Annotated in this window: 17 protein-coding genes; 7 read left to right on the top strand and 10 right to left on the bottom strand. The window is 72.5% G+C overall.

Going from position 1 to position 13,400, the window contains the following annotated elements; all coding sequences use genetic code 11:
- The first annotated feature begins 95 nt into the window (after positions 1-95).
- Positions 96-1,025 carry a carbamate kinase gene (gene arcC / locus EKO23_RS03310; protein ID WP_134714042.1) on the top strand — a complete coding sequence of 310 codons (930 nt, stop codon included), beginning with the start codon at positions 96-98 and terminating at the stop codon, positions 1,023-1,025.
- Positions 1,026-1,137: 112 nt separating this feature from the next.
- Positions 1,138-2,565, top strand: coding sequence for an APC family permease (locus tag EKO23_RS03305; RefSeq protein ID WP_134714040.1), 1,428 nt, complete (start codon positions 1,138-1,140; stop codon positions 2,563-2,565).
- A gap of 57 nt (positions 2,566-2,622) precedes the next feature.
- On the opposite strand, the gene EKO23_RS25035 is transcribed toward EKO23_RS03305, so the two are convergent.
- A complete protein-coding gene (locus EKO23_RS25035) occupies positions 2,623-2,916 on the bottom strand; it encodes a hypothetical protein (RefSeq protein WP_167880305.1) in 294 nt (97 codons plus the stop codon).
- A gap of 66 nt (positions 2,917-2,982) precedes the next feature.
- On the opposite strand from EKO23_RS25035, the gene EKO23_RS03300 reads away from it, so the two are divergent.
- Complete coding sequence (locus EKO23_RS03300) at positions 2,983-3,930, top strand: DMT family transporter (RefSeq protein WP_167880304.1); 948 nt, start codon at positions 2,983-2,985, stop codon at positions 3,928-3,930.
- Positions 3,931-3,950: 20 nt separating this feature from the next.
- Here the strand turns inward: EKO23_RS03300 and EKO23_RS03295 are convergent, their stop codons facing one another.
- On the bottom strand, positions 3,951-4,670 hold the full coding sequence (locus tag EKO23_RS03295; RefSeq protein WP_134714036.1) for an aspartate/glutamate racemase family protein: 720 nt from the start codon (positions 4,668-4,670) through the stop codon (positions 3,951-3,953).
- 20 nt (positions 4,671-4,690) lie between these two features.
- A complete protein-coding gene (locus EKO23_RS03290; RefSeq protein ID WP_167880303.1) occupies positions 4,691-5,074 on the bottom strand; it encodes a (deoxy)nucleoside triphosphate pyrophosphohydrolase in 384 nt (127 codons plus the stop codon).
- Positions 5,075-5,448: 374 nt separating this feature from the next.
- Here EKO23_RS03290 and EKO23_RS03285 point away from each other — a divergent pair, with 374 nt between their 5' ends.
- Positions 5,449-6,540, top strand: a complete 1,092-nt coding sequence (locus EKO23_RS03285; protein ID WP_134714034.1) for a hypothetical protein — start codon at positions 5,449-5,451, stop codon at positions 6,538-6,540.
- 16 nt (positions 6,541-6,556) lie between these two features.
- Here EKO23_RS03285 and EKO23_RS03280 read toward each other — a convergent pair whose 3' ends face one another.
- Positions 6,557-7,375, bottom strand: coding sequence for a thioesterase family protein (locus EKO23_RS03280; protein ID WP_134714032.1), 819 nt, complete (start codon positions 7,373-7,375; stop codon positions 6,557-6,559).
- A 24-nt stretch (positions 7,376-7,399) separates the two neighbouring features.
- On the bottom strand, positions 7,400-7,924 hold the full coding sequence (locus EKO23_RS26390) for a GDSL-type esterase/lipase family protein (RefSeq protein WP_134714030.1): 525 nt from the start codon (positions 7,922-7,924) through the stop codon (positions 7,400-7,402).
- 181 nt (positions 7,925-8,105) lie between these two features.
- Between EKO23_RS26390 and EKO23_RS03270 the strand changes: the two genes are divergently transcribed.
- Together EKO23_RS03270 and EKO23_RS03265 are read left to right on the top strand one after the other, a co-directional pair.
- Positions 8,106-9,044 (top strand): carbohydrate kinase family protein, encoded by a 939-nt coding sequence (locus EKO23_RS03270; RefSeq protein WP_134714028.1) that lies wholly within the window; start codon positions 8,106-8,108, stop codon positions 9,042-9,044.
- Positions 9,041-9,958 carry a pseudouridine-5'-phosphate glycosidase gene (locus tag EKO23_RS03265; protein WP_134714026.1) on the top strand — a complete coding sequence of 306 codons (918 nt, stop codon included), beginning with the start codon at positions 9,041-9,043 and terminating at the stop codon, positions 9,956-9,958. The genes EKO23_RS03270 and EKO23_RS03265 overlap by 4 nt, the downstream gene beginning before the upstream one ends.
- Before the next feature lie 19 nt (positions 9,959-9,977).
- On the opposite strand, the gene EKO23_RS03260 is transcribed toward EKO23_RS03265, so the two are convergent.
- Positions 9,978-10,472 (bottom strand): GNAT family N-acetyltransferase, encoded by a 495-nt coding sequence (locus EKO23_RS03260; RefSeq protein WP_134714024.1) that lies wholly within the window; start codon positions 10,470-10,472, stop codon positions 9,978-9,980.
- Between the two features lie 183 nt (positions 10,473-10,655).
- On the opposite strand from EKO23_RS03260, the gene EKO23_RS03255 reads away from it, so the two are divergent.
- Positions 10,656-11,114 (top strand): SsgA family sporulation/cell division regulator, encoded by a 459-nt coding sequence (locus EKO23_RS03255; protein WP_167880302.1) that lies wholly within the window; start codon positions 10,656-10,658, stop codon positions 11,112-11,114.
- Here EKO23_RS03255 and EKO23_RS03250 read toward each other — a convergent pair.
- The 4 genes from EKO23_RS03250 to trxA form a co-directional block, all read right to left on the bottom strand.
- Positions 11,056-12,114 carry a TerC family protein gene (locus EKO23_RS03250; protein ID WP_134714019.1) on the bottom strand — a complete coding sequence of 353 codons (1,059 nt, stop codon included), beginning with the start codon at positions 12,112-12,114 and terminating at the stop codon, positions 11,056-11,058. The two genes, EKO23_RS03255 and EKO23_RS03250, sit on opposite strands and share 59 nt — an antisense overlap.
- A gap of 223 nt (positions 12,115-12,337) precedes the next feature.
- Positions 12,338-12,592, bottom strand: coding sequence for a hypothetical protein (locus tag EKO23_RS03245; RefSeq protein WP_134714017.1), 255 nt, complete (start codon positions 12,590-12,592; stop codon positions 12,338-12,340).
- Between the two features lie 125 nt (positions 12,593-12,717).
- Positions 12,718-12,981: a metal-sensitive transcriptional regulator gene (locus EKO23_RS03240; RefSeq protein ID WP_134714015.1), complete on the bottom strand. Its 264-nt coding sequence runs from the start codon at positions 12,979-12,981 to the stop codon at positions 12,718-12,720.
- A complete protein-coding gene (trxA, locus tag EKO23_RS03235) occupies positions 12,981-13,361 on the bottom strand; it encodes a thioredoxin (RefSeq protein WP_134714013.1) in 381 nt (126 codons plus the stop codon). Before trxA ends, EKO23_RS03240 begins: the two co-directional genes overlap by 1 nt.
- Between the last annotated feature and the right edge of the window lie 39 nt (positions 13,362-13,400).

Here is a 13,400-nt window from a genome sequence, read left to right as displayed (position 1 = left end):
GAAGGGGCCGAACGACCCGGGATCAGGGAGCTGCGCGCTCACTAGCATCCGAGCCAGCCCGTGAGCTCCGCCGCGGCGGAGGGAGAGGAGGCGTGGTGCGCATCGTCATCGCACTCGGAGGCAACGCCCTCCTGCGGCGCAACGAGCCGCTCACCATCGAGGTCCAGCGCCGCAACGTGCGCGTCGCCGCCGAGGCGATCGCGCCGCTCGCCGCCGAGCACAGCATCGTGATCGTGCACGGGAACGGTCCCCAGGTGGGGCTGCTCGCCCTCCAGGCCGACGCCTACGACCCCGACGAGGGCTACCCGCTCGACGTGCTGGATGCGGGCACCCAGGGGATCATCGGCTACCTGGTCCAGCAGGAGCTCCGCAACGTGCTGCCGCCCACGCGCCAGGTCGCGACCCTGCTCACGATGATCGTGGTGGACCCGCACGACCCGGGATTCGCCCACCCCACCAAGTACGTCGGTCCCGTGTACGACGAGGAGACGGCCCGGCGGCTGGCCCGGGAGAAGGGCTGGACGTTCCGCCAGGACGGCCCGGCCTGGCGCCGGGTGGTCCCGTCGCCGGAGCCACAGCAGATCCTGGAGATCGACCCGATCAGCTGGCTGCTGGAGAAGGACGCGGTCGTGATCTGCGCGGGTGGCGGGGGCATCCCCAGCGTGCGTCCCGACGTGGGGCCGGAGCAGCTGGCCGGAGTGGAAGCGGTCATCGACAAGGACCTCGCGGGCGAGCTGGTTGCCGAGCAGGTGGGTGCGGACCTCTTCGTGATGGCCACCGACGTCGACGGCGTCTACCTCGACTGGGGCGGGCCCGACCAGGCCAAGCTGGGGCAGGTCACCCCCGAGGAGCTGGCCGGGCACGACTTCGCGGCCGGATCGATGGGCCCGAAGGTCGAGGCGGCCGGTCGGTTCGCCACCCGGACCGGTGGCCGGGCCGCGATCGGCTCGCTGGCCGACATCGCGCTGATCGTGGCGGGCGACGCCGGCACCAGCGTCGTACGGCGAGCGGCGGTCGCCGTCTGAGGGTCCATCGGCCCGCAGCCCGGGGTCCTGAGACTCGGGTCGCCGGCGCTCCGCGTTCCTAGCGTGAGGAGTGAAACGCGACCAGCCGTGGCCGCCGGCGTCAGGAGGCGTCATGTCCCACCGCATCTCCGATCCCGTCTCGGGTTCCACACCGTCCGAGCCCCCTCCCGGAGCGGAGCCGAGGAAGTTCGGGCTGCCCACGGCGATGGCGCTGATCGTCGGGAGCATCGTCGGCGTCGGCATCTTCAACCTGCCGACGTCGCTGGCGGGCTACGGCCCCATAACGCTGGCGTCGATGGCCCTGACCACGGTCGGTGCCGTCGCTCTTGCCCTGCTCTTCGCCGCGCTGTCGCGGCGCCTGCCGGCCGACGGCGGTCCCTATGCCTACGCGCGTGTGGGCTTCGGCAACGGGCTCGGCTTCGCAAACGCCTGGTCGTACTGGATCACCGCGTGGGCCGGCAACGCCGCCATCGCGGTCGGCTGGGTGCTCTACGTCGAGCACTTCGTCAACACCGGCCACGAGAAGCTGTGGTCGGTCGTGCTGGTCCTCGTCGGGCTGTGGCTGCCGGCCCTGGTCAACCTGTCCGGTGTGAAGAACATGGGAGCGGTCCAGGTGGTGACCACCATCATCAAGTTCGTCGCGCTCGCGTTCATGTCGACCGTCGGGCTGTTCTTCATCTCGACGGCGAACTTCACCCCATGGAACGTCAGCGGCGAGAGCGCGTGGGCCGCGATCGGCGGCGGCATGGCCATCGCCCTGTTCAGCTACCTGGGTGTCGAGACCGCTGCGGTCGCGGCCGGCAAGGTCAGCGACCCGGAGCGGAACATCCCGCGCGCCACGGTGCTCGGCACCCTGGCCACCGCGGTGGTCTACATGCTCTCCCTGGTCGCGGTGTTCGGGATCCTGCCCACGTCGACGCTCGCGAACGCGAACGCCCCGTTCTCCGACGCCGCCAACGAGATCTTCGGCGGCACCTGGGCCGGCGACGCGATGGCGATCGCGGTGATCATCTCCGGCCTCGGGGCGCTCAACGGCTGGACCATGATCTGCGCCGAGATGCCGCTCGCGGCCGCCGAGGACGGCCTGTTCCCCGAGCAGTTCAAGCGGATCTCGTCGCGCGGCGTTCCCGCCTGGGGCCTGGTGGCGTCCACGGTGCTCGCGTCCGTGGCCACGGTCGTCAACTACCTGGGGGCCAACGGCGCGCAGGTGTTCACGGTCCTGGTGCTGATGACCGGCATCACCGCCGCGATCCCCTACGCCTTCTCCGCGCTCGCACAGCTCAAGTGGCGCTGGGCGGACCACCGGGCGATGCAGACCCCGCGGTTCGTCCGCGACATGACGGTCGCCGGGCTGTCGCTGGTGTTCTCGGTGCTGTTCATCTGGTACTCGCGGTACACCGGTGAGGGGTTCTGGCTCTACTGGAGTCCGTTCATCCTGGCGGGTGGGTCGCTGCTGCTCGGCATCCCGGTCTACCTGGCCCAGCGTCGGCACATGACCGAGCCGCCTGAGGTCCCGGCCTACACCGAGCCGACGGGCTAGCACGCCTGCTGCGCGACAGAGGTGTCCCGTCGTCCGCGGCGGGACACCTCCATGCGGTCAGGGTCTCTTCAGCCGCTTCGGTCCGGTGGGCAGGTCCGGCGGCGCGAGGGACGACCCCGCCGGACCTGGCACGCCGGCGTCATCGGCGTCGGTGTCCAGCCACCCGTCGTACTCGTCGACCAGCAGCTCGAAGACCAGCGCGGGCGCGTCGCTGAGCACCGCCCAGGGCTGGTCCTCGTCGTCGTCCTCCCCCGCCAGGCGCTCGCGGGCAACCGACGCCTCCCAGCCCTCGCGGAGCAGGCGCTCCTCGACGGCCCGGGCGTCGTCCTCCTCGAAGAAGATCCCTCGCACGGGACCATCCTGCCCCGTCCGGACGGCCGGTGCCCGCGCGCCCCGGCAGCGGATAGCGTGCTGACGGTGCCCACCCACGCCCCGACTCCCGTCCGCGGCCTGCCGCTGCTCCCGGCGGCCGGCTTCGTGCTGGTGTGGTCGTCGGGCTACATCGCCGGTCCGTACGGCGTGCAGGGGATGTCCCCGCTGATGCTGGTGGCCCTGCGCTTCGCGCTGGCGACGGTGCTGGTCGCGATCCTGGCGCGGGTGCTGCGGGGCCCGCTGCGGGTCAGCCGGCCCGACGCGGTGCGGATCGCGCTCACCGGCCTCGTCATGAACGGCGTGCAGTTCGGCGCGATGTACCTCGCGTTCGACGCCGGGCTCGGCGCCACCCTCGGCGCCCTGCTGCACTCCCTGTCCCCCGTTCTCACCGCGATCCTGGCCTGGCTGCTGCTGCACGAGCGGCTGTCGCTGCGCCAGGCGGTCGGATTCCTGGTGGGGGTGGCCGGCGTGCTGCTGGTGCTCGGACCGGACGTCGACGAGGCCGGCGGCGCGCTCGGCCTCACCTTCGCCGTCATCGGCGTGCTGGGGCTCAGCTTCGGGACGCTCGGACAGCGCTGGATCGGCCACGCCCCCGACCCGCTCTGGTCGGCGACCATCCAGTTCGGGGTCTCCGCCCCGCCGGTCTTCGTGCTGGCCCTGGTCGTCGAGGGCACCGACGTGGTCCGCGACCCGCAGATCGCAGTGGTCTCGGTGTTCTACCTGGCGGTCGTGAACTCGATCATCGGCCTGCTCCTGCTCGGGATCCTGGCCCGCGAGGGCGGTGCCAGCGCGGCGTCGAGCGTCTTCTTCCTGATGCCGCCGGTGACCGCGCTGCTGGCCTGGCTGGTGCTCGGCGACACCCTGTCCGCGCGGGAGCTGGTCGGCCTCGCCGTGGCGGTGGTCGGAGTCGCCGTGGCCACCGCGATCGGCCGCCCGTCCGCGGTCGCGCCGACGGAGGCACCGGTGCCGGCCGACCGGGCCCGCGGGCGCTGAGCCGGTCGGACGTCGGCCGGTCAGGGCAGGTCGGGCCGCCGGACGCCGCCCCCTGCGAGCGCCCGCTCGACCGCCGCCTCCACGTGCAGCCGGGTGGTGGGGAACGTCGGCACCGGGCTGTCCTCGGGCCCGACCAGCAGCTCGATCTCGGTGCAGCCGTAGATCACGCCCTCGGAGCCGTCGTCGACCAGTCGACGGATCACGTCGCGGTAGGCATCCCGCGACTCGTCCTTCACCACGCCGAGGCAGAGCTCGTCGTAGATGATCCGGTGCACGGTCTCCTGGTCCTCCGCCGAGGGCAGCACCACCTCGAGGCCGCTGTTGCGCAGCCGGTCCGCGTAGAACGGCTGCGCCATCGTGAACCCGGTGCCGAGCAGCCCCACCCGCCGTACGCCGGCGCCCGCGACCGCGGTCGCGGTGGTGTCGCCGATGTGCAGCAGCGGCAGGTCGACGCCGTTCTCGAGGGCGTCCGCGACCTTGTGCATGGTGTTCGTGCACAGCACGAGGAGGTCCGCGCCTGCGGCCTCGAGGGAGCGTCCGGCCGCGACCAGGGCGGTGGCGGCATCCTCCCAGCGGCCCTCGACCTGCATCCGCTCGATCGCGGCGAAGTCGACCGAGTAGGTCACGCACCGTGCGGAGTGCAGGCCGCCGCGACGGTCCCGCACCAGCTCGTTGGCGATCCGGTAGTACTCCGCCGTCGACTCCCAGCTCATCCCGCCCAGGAACCCGATCAGCTGCATCTCACGCCTCCGTCCGCTCCTCACTCAAGGTACGCCGCGAGCTCGGCGAGGAACGGCCGGTCCGGCTCCAGCCAGTCCACGTCGTCCAGCTCGCCGACCCCGAGCCAGCGGGTGGCGTCGTGCTCGACCGGGTCGGGTTCGGCACCGTCGACAACAGTCGCCAGGGCCACCCGCAGCTGGTGGGTCTCCCCGATCGCGGCCACCCCGTCCAGCCAGCCGGTGACCGTGACCGGCACCCGGAGCTCCTCGGCGAGCTCGCGCACGAGCGCCTGCTCGGGCGACTCGCCCGCCTCCACCTTGCCTCCCGGGAACTCCCAGCGCCCCGCGGCCTCCGGGGGCGACGTACGCCGGCACGCCAGCACGCGTCCGTCCCGTACCACCGCCGCGCCGACCACGAGCCTCACGCCAGCCGAGGCTAGCGGCCTTCGGTGGTCGAGGAGGGCCGCACCTCCCGGTGGTTGAGGAGGGCCGAGGGAACGAGCCCGTCTCGAAGCCACCCACAGGACCTCGGTTTCGAGACGCTCGCTGGCGCTCGCTCCTCAACCAGCGGTGGCTGGCGCTCGCTCCTCAACCAGCGGTGGCTGGCGCTCGCTCCTCGACCAGCGGTGGACCTGGCGCGACCCCGGTGGTTGAGGAGGTCGCTCTGCGACCGTCTCGAAACCACCACCCCGCAACCCACCTCGGCTTCGAGACGCTCGCCGGCGCTCGCTCCTCGACCAGCGGTGGCCGTCGCTCGCTCCTCGATCGGCAGTGCGCAGGGCGTCGCTACGGTGGCGGCATGGCGTTCCAGTTCGTGCAGGGCGTCCACCTGCGGCGCACCGGCGAGGCGGTGTCGGAGATCGACGCGCTCGCGGAGCGGCTCGGCGGCCGGGTCGGCCTCGACGGGCTGCTCGCGGACCTGCCGCACCGGATGCGGCGGTGGCCGGTGCCGGCGCTCGAGGCACGCACCGGCCTGCGCTGGCGGAGCCGGGACGGCTGGGACCGGCGCTGGTGGCCGCAGGGCATCACCACCTCGGCCGACGCCTCCGACACCGAGGACATCGCTGGGCGGAAGGTGCTCGCGGTCAGCTGGTACGCCAAGGAGAAGGACGGGGTCGGCAAGGGCAGCCGGATCTCCTTCATCGATCTCGAGCGGCGCCGCTACCGGCACGTGCTCCTGGTGGTGCCGACGTACGGCGCGGACGGCTCGCTGCGGCTGGAGCGGCTCGACGTGCACGCCGGGGGCATCGCGTGGGCGGGGCCGTACCTCCACGTCGCGGCCACCCGGAAGGGGTTGTTCACCGCCCGGCTCGACGACATCCTGCGGGTCCCCGACCAGCTCCGCGACCCCGACCGCGAGCGGATCGGGTGCCAGGAGTCGCTGGTGTCGACGTACGGCTACCGCTACGTCCTGCCGGTCCGGTTCGCCTATCGGTCAGCCTCCGACGACGGGTTCGAGCAGGTCCGCTACTCGTTCCTGTCGCTCAACCGCTCCGGGGACCACCCCGAGCTGGTGGCCGGCGAGTACGGCCGCGGCGGCGCCACCACCCGGCTGCTCTCCTATCCGCTCGACCCGGAGACCATGCACCTCGTCCCGGGCGAGGACGGCCTGGCCCGGCCGGTGCTGCTCGAGCAGGGCGGGGTCGGCAACATGCAGGGGGCGGCGGTGGTGGGGGGCACGTGGTACGTCACCCGCTCGCGCGGCCCCTGGGGCCTCGGCAGCCTGTACGTCGGGCGGCCCGGGCAGTGGCGCCGGCACCGCTGGGCGCTGCCGATGGGGCCGGAGGACATCAGCTTCTGGCCGTCGACCGACCTGTTGTGGTCGGTCTCGGAGTGGCCGGGACGGCGGTGGGTCTTCGGAGTGCGCCGGTCACGCCTCTCCGGTGGTTGAGGAGGGCGCTCGCTCCTCAACCACCCTCGACCGACCGCGGCTGGCGGGCCAGCTGCCGGCTCTGCGCGACCAGGCGGCCCGTGGAGTCCCAGACCTCGCAGTCCTCCTCGAACATCCCGCCGGCCAGGTTGCGGGTGGCGTGCCGCACCTTGAGCCAGCCCGGCGCGGGCACGGCGCGGACGTGCGCGGTCAGCTCCAGGGTCGGCGCCCAGCCGGGCATGCCGAGGTCGAAGGTGACCGGGGGCAGCGCGTCGAGCGTCATCAGCAGCGAGATCGGGTCGGGCTCGCGGCCGTCGGCCAGCCGGAACCAGGCCTGGATGACGCCGCTGCCGCTGGGCTTCCCGACCGCCCACCCGGCGTACGCGGGGTCCATCCGGAAGTCGAAGCGCTGCATCAGCGGCGCGATCCGCAGCACCTCCTCGGGTGCCATCGACGAGGGCAGGCACTCCTCCAGCGGTGGCAGGTCCGGCTCGGTCGCGGTGGTGCGGACGTCGTCGGGCAGCCCGTCGAGGGCGCCGTACGTCGCGAGCGCGGTGATCCGCTGCTGCCCGTCCTGGGCGAGGTCGGCGGCGAGCGTCGTGACCGAACCGCCCTCCCGGAGCGTGCGGGTGGCGACGGTGGCCGGCCCGGGCGTGGTCGCGCTCAGGTAGTAGGCGCTGACCGCGATCGGGTCGGGCCTGGAGCCGGCCGTGGACCGCAGCGCGTTGCCGATGACCGCCAGCGCGTACCCGCCGTTGATGCCGCCGCCGACCACCCATCCGGGCGCCAGGTCGGCGGCGTAGGTGCCGTCAGCGGCATGGTCGATCTCGATGTCACGGTCGAACTCGTGGCCCATGCAACCAAGCGTAGGCGGGGCCGGTCAGCCGCCGTCCAGGTGGGCGAGCACGGCACGGAACTGCGCGGCGGCCCCGGCGGAGTTCGGGTGCGCGGGGACGCCGAGCGCCGGACCGTTGACCGAGGGGCCGTACACCTCGGCGTACCGCACGGTCGGGTCCCGGCACACGTCGTGCCCGAGCGTCGGGGTGAAGGTGTCCACGAGCTCGACTCCCCCGGCGGCAGCGGCCCGCTCCACCATCGCGTTCAGCTTCAGGAACGTCGCGTGCAGGTAGACCATGTCCTCCTCGGTGACCGGCACCAGCGGGTAGCAGGCGTGCTCCGGCACCGCGGCCAGGTAGTCGACGACCAGCACCCGGGCCTCGGGGCTGCGCCGGTGGATCTCCTCCAGCAGTCCATCGCCGCGCCGGCGATGCCCGCGTCGTTGCCGCCGACGCCGACCGTGACCAGGTCGGTGCTCGCCGTGAGCGGTCGAGCTGCGCGGGGTGGGTGCCGCCGAGCGGCAGGTCCTCCTGCGGGGCGTAGAACTCGTCGGTCGTGGCCGAGCCACAGGTGGCGTCCCGGAACGTCGTCACCCCAGCTCCTTCGCGAGCAGCTTCGGGTAGTTGGTGTGCGACTGCGCGCAGTCGATCGGCGCGTACGTCGCGTCCGGCCCGCCGGGTCACGACGGGTCGTCCGACTCACGGGGGTCCATCCACCCTCCTGAGGCGGACGACTGACAGGATGTCGCCATGACAGAGGCCAAGGCCCTTGTCGTTGTGGTGGGGGGAGCCAATGTCGACGTCAAGGCACGCAGCAGCGTGCGCGCGGTGGCGCGCACCAGCAACCCGGGCAGTGCCCGCCTGAGCTCGGGAGGCGTGGGCCGCAACATCGCGGAGAACCTCGCCCGCCTGGGCATCGCCACCCACCTGGTCTCGGCGGTGGGGAACGACCCGCTGGGCGACCAGCTGGTCCGCAGCACGGCCGAGGCCGGCGTGGGCGTCGAGCACGTCGCGCGGCTGGACCGGCCGACCGGCTCCTACACCGCGGTGCTCGACGCGGACGGCGAGCTGCTGGTCGCGGTCGCCGACATGGCCGCGGTCGACGCCATCGACGAGAGCCACGTGCAGGCCGCCGGCGACCTGCTGTCGCGGGCCGACCTGGTCGTGCTCGACGGCAACCTGGCCCCCGAGACGATGGCCGCTGCGGCGCGCGCCGCCGGGGACCGGCCGCTGGTCCTGGACCCGGTGAGCGTGCCCAAGGCCGAACGGTGCCGAGCCCTCCTCGGCGGCCGGCAGCCCTGGCACCTGGTCACCCCCGACCACCTCGAGCTCGCCGCGTTGACCGGGCTGCCCACGACGTACGAGCGGCAGGTCGCGACCGCCTGCGCCCGCCTGCACGAGCAGGGCGTGACCTGGGTGTGGGTGCGCGAGGGCGAGCGCGGCTCCCTGCTGTCCGGCCCGGACGGCGCCACCCACCTGCCCGCGATCCCGACCCGGGTGGTCGACGTGACCGGCGCCGGCGATGCGATGCTGGCTGCCTGGTGCCACGGCGTCCTGACCGGCAGGTCCCCCCTCGAGGCGGCCCGGCTCGGCCACGCGGCCGCCGCGCTCACCATCGCCAGCGACGACACGGTGCGCACCGACCTGACGCCGGCGCTGCTCGAGAAGACCTCCGGAGGCTTCGCATGACGACCCCCCATCCATCGCTCCGGCTCACCGACGACGTCGCCGAGGCGCTGCGGGCCGGGGCGCCGGTGGTCGCGCTGGAGTCGACGATCATCAGTCACGGCATGCCGTACCCGCGCAACGTCGAGATGGCGCGCGAGGTCGAGGGCATCATCCGGACGGCCGGCGCCGTCCCGGCGACCATCGCCGTGCTCGACGGCACCCCCCGGGTCGGCCTGGGCGACGACGACCTCGAGCTCCTGGCCAGCAGCGGCGAGGTCGACAAGGTGAGCATCCGGGACCTGCCGTACGTCGTGGCGCGCGGCGGCCACGGCGCCACCACGGTCGCCTCGACGATGCGGCTGGCCGCGCTGGCCGGCATCAAGGTGTTCGTGACCGGCGGGCTCGGGGGCGTGCACCGCGGCGCCCAGCAGTCCTTCGACGTCAGCGCCGACCTGACCGAGCTGTCGACCACCGACGTCGCGGTGGTCTCTGCCGGCGTGAAGAGCATCCTGGACATCGGCCTGACCCTCGAGACGCTCGAGACGCTCGGGGTCCCGGTGCTGGCGGTCGGGACCGACGAGTTCCCGTCGTTCTACTCGCGCAGCAGCGGCTTCCGCGCCCCGATGCGGGTGGAGACGGCCGACGAGGTGGCCGCGATCATGCGCGCGAAGTGGGACCTCGGCCTCGCGGGCGGCCTGGTGGTGGCGAACCCTATCCCCGCCAAGGAGGAGATCCCCGCGGAGCGGATCGGCAGCATCATCGACCAGGCGCTCGCGGACATGGACGCGCGCGGGATCCACGGCAAGGAGGCCACGCCGTACCTCCTCGGGCGGATCGTCGAGATCACCGGCGGCGAGAGCCTCGAGGCGAACATCGCGCTGGTCCGCAACAACGCGACGTTCGGCGCCGCCGTCGCACGCGCGTACGCCGGGTAGGCCGGGACGGCGCGACCGGTCAGGCGGTCGGCCACTCCGCGCGGAGCACCGCGTAGGAGTGGCCGTCCCGGAACGCGCCGTTGCGCCACTGGGCGCCCCGGGTCGTGCCCTCGCGGGTCATCCCGACCTTCTCCAGCGCCCGCTGCTCGGCGATGTTCTCGACGTCGGTGTGCGCCTCGACCCGGTTGACCGGGGTGTGCCGGAAGAACAGGTCGACGAGCTGTCGCTGCGCCTCGGTGCCGTGGCCGCGGCCCCGGTGCCCGGCCTGCACCCACACGCCGATCATCGGGTTCCGCGATCCGGCGTTCGGTCCCCAGCGCTGCCACACCCAGCTGACCACGCCCACCAGCTCCCCGTCGGCCTCGATGCCGAGCACGCCCTGCTCGTCGAGCGAGCACGGCGGTGGCGTGAGGTAGCCGCCGCGCGGTCCGAAGTCGTCGTGCTCGGCGTCGTGGTCCCAGGGCTCGCCGAGCTCCCCCTGCTCCAGCGGCCGCAGCCGCACCCGTTGGCTCATGCGCGTCACCGTAGACCGACCGGACCCCGCACGTGGTCACCTCCGGCTACCGGCCGGTCCGATCGCCGCGGTCTAGTCATGTCGGCCAACCGATCGGTCGGGAGTGGTTGGCGCCATTGCACTAGCGCAAGATCAGCCTTCGGCGTCTGTCGGGATGCCCGGTCGGAAGGAAACCATGCGCCCATGAACGAGGACACGAGCGACGCGACCGTCGCCCACGCCCTCCCGATGCACGCGTTTGTCGCCGACTCGGGCATGGCGCCGATCACCGTCGAGCTCCAGTACGACCCTGCCGACCCCTATGCGGTCGCCGCCGTCTTCCACGGCGACGACGACCCGGTGCGCTGGCTGCTCGGCCGGGACCTGCTGCACGACGGCACCCGGGTGGCCGTCGGCCACGGCGACGTCCACGTGTGGCCGTCGGTCGGCCCGGGCGGCTCGTGGGTCGTGGTCGTCGAGCTCATCTCGCCCGACGGCAGGGTGATGGTGCAGGCCGAGCGGGACGACGTCGACGCGTTCCTCGAGGCGTCCGCCCGGCTCGTGCCGTACGGCGCGGAGTCGGCGTACTGCGACGTCGACACGCTCATCGCCGACCTGCTGACGAGCTCTCCGGGCGACCCGACGACGCGTCGGGGTCGCTGACCTCCTCCGACCCGGCCAGGTCGTCCCGGTCGGCCCGGTCCTCCCTGCCGTCGGCGCTCCGGCCGGCGAGCAGGCTGGCGGCCACGGTCACGGCCAGGATGCCGACGACGACGCCGAGCGAGGCGAGGGTCGGGATCTCCGGCACCGACGGCCAGGTCAGGTGCGCCCAGTGCAGCACGAGCTTGGTGCCGATGAAGGCCAGGATCGCGGCCAGCCCGTGGCCGAGGTAGGTCAGCGTGCTGAGCGCACCCTCGAGCACGAAGTAGAGCGCGCGCAGGCCCAGCAGCGCGAACGCGTTGGTCACGAACACCAGGAACGGGTCGGCGGTGATGCCGTAGACCGCCGGCACCGAGTCCACCGCGAACACGATGTCGGTGGCCAGCACCGCGAGCACCACCAGCGCGAGCGGCGTCAGCGCGCGGCGGCCGTCGAGGCGTGCGGTCATGCGCGGGCCGTCGTACGCGTCGGTGACCGGGAAGAAGCGACGGGCCACCCGGACGCTGCGCAGCCGGCCGACCTCGACGGCGTGGTCCTTGCCGGAGAGCGCGTCGCGCAGGATCTTGACCGCGGTGACCACGAGGATCGCGCCGAAGACCAGGAACGCGGCCTCGAACGCCGACAGGGCGGCCGCGCCGAGCGCGATGAAGATGCCGCGGAGCACCAGCGCCCCGACGATGCCGTAGAGCAGCACCCGCTGCTGGAGCTCGCGGGGCACCGCGAACGCCGCCAGCAGCAGCATGAAGACGAAGAGGTTGTCGACGCTGAGCGACTTCTCGACCAGGTAGCCGGTGAGGTACTCCACGCCGCGGTCGGAGCCGTACTGCGCCCATACGAAGCCACCGAAGGCGAGTGGCAGGGCGATGTAGAACGCCGACCAGCCGAGTGCCTCCTTCATGGAGACGTCGTGCGGGCGGCGGGTGAGTGCGAAGTCGAGGGCCAGCAGGCCGATGACGACGGCGATGGACGCCGTCCAGAGGGCAGGGGTGCCGATGCTGTCCATGGGTCTCCTCGGAGCGGTGACGTTCCGAGGTCTCCTTCACCCGGTCCGCGGTGCGGCCGGGCCCCCAGCCGGGGCGCCGCACGGGACGCCGTACTGACCGGCCTGGGGCGGTGGAAGTACTCCCCTCGCAGGAAAAGGTAGCGGACCGGTCAAGAATCCTTCGACTCGTGACCGGTCCGCTCGCCCGGGCGACGCTGCCCGTGCGGGTGCTTCTCGAGCGGGGTCAGGCGGCGCGGCCGGCGCTGAGCCGGCGCACCAGCCGCCGCAGCGGGGTGTCAGGCTCCGCCGGACGGCGGATCGGCAGCAGGTGGGTCTTGCCCTCGCGCTCGGCGATGAGCGCGATGGCCTCGGCGTCGTACTCCGCGGCCAGGCGGTCGGCGCGGGCCAGGTCGTCGTCGGCGACCGCTTCGTTGACGGCGGCGACGTACGACGCGTGCAGGTCGTTCAGCTCATGGACGAGGCTGCGCGGCTCGGACATTTCTTCTCCTTGCGACTGGATGTCGAGTCACCAGTCTCAACGAGGTCTGTGAACGCATTGTTTCCATTCCGGGTGTGTTGTGTGTCGCAATGACACAAAACAGGTGCTCCCGCTCACAGCGAGCCTCACGCGAGCGAGAGGAAGAGCTTCTCCATCTTCTTCACGTCGAGGCTGTCCATGTCGTCGCCGGCGGTCAGGCACTGCTGCAGCCCGCTCGCGACGATGGCGAACCCGGCCCGGTCCAGTGCCCGCGAGACCGCGGCCAGCTGGGTGACCACGTCCTCGCACTCGCGGCCCTCCTCGAGCATGCGCAGCACGCCGGCGAGCTGGCCCTGGGCGCGCTTGATCCGGTTGATCACCGGGGTCATCTCGGTCGGGTCGAGCTCCATCAGCGGTTTCCGTCCTGGTCGGCGGTGGACTGGTCGACAGCCTCGTCCTCGTCGGGCAGCTCGAGCTCGCGCACCGCCTGGATGAGCTGGTCGAGCGCCGGTGCCGGCAGCGCGCCGGGCTGGGCGAAGACCAGCTGGCCGGACTTGAACGCCATCAGGGTCGGGATCGAGGTGATCCGGGCGGCCGCCGAGAGCTCGCGCTCCTCCTCGGTGTTCACACTGCCGAAGACGAAGTCGGTGTTGACCTGGGATGCAGCCTCGTAGATCGGGGCGAACTGGCGGCACGGGCCGCACCACGACGCCCAGAAGTCGACGAGGACGACCTCGTTCTCCTTGATGGTGTCCTCGAAGTTGGCGGCGCCGAGCTGGATGGTGCTCACGATGTCTCCTGCGGTACGTCTGCGGTTTCGTCGGATCTG

The organism is Nocardioides guangzhouensis, from assembly GCF_004519545.1.
GTDB lineage: Bacteria > Actinomycetota > Actinomycetes > Propionibacteriales > Nocardioidaceae > Nocardioides > Nocardioides guangzhouensis.
This window is presented reverse-complemented; position numbering and strand designations above follow the sequence as displayed.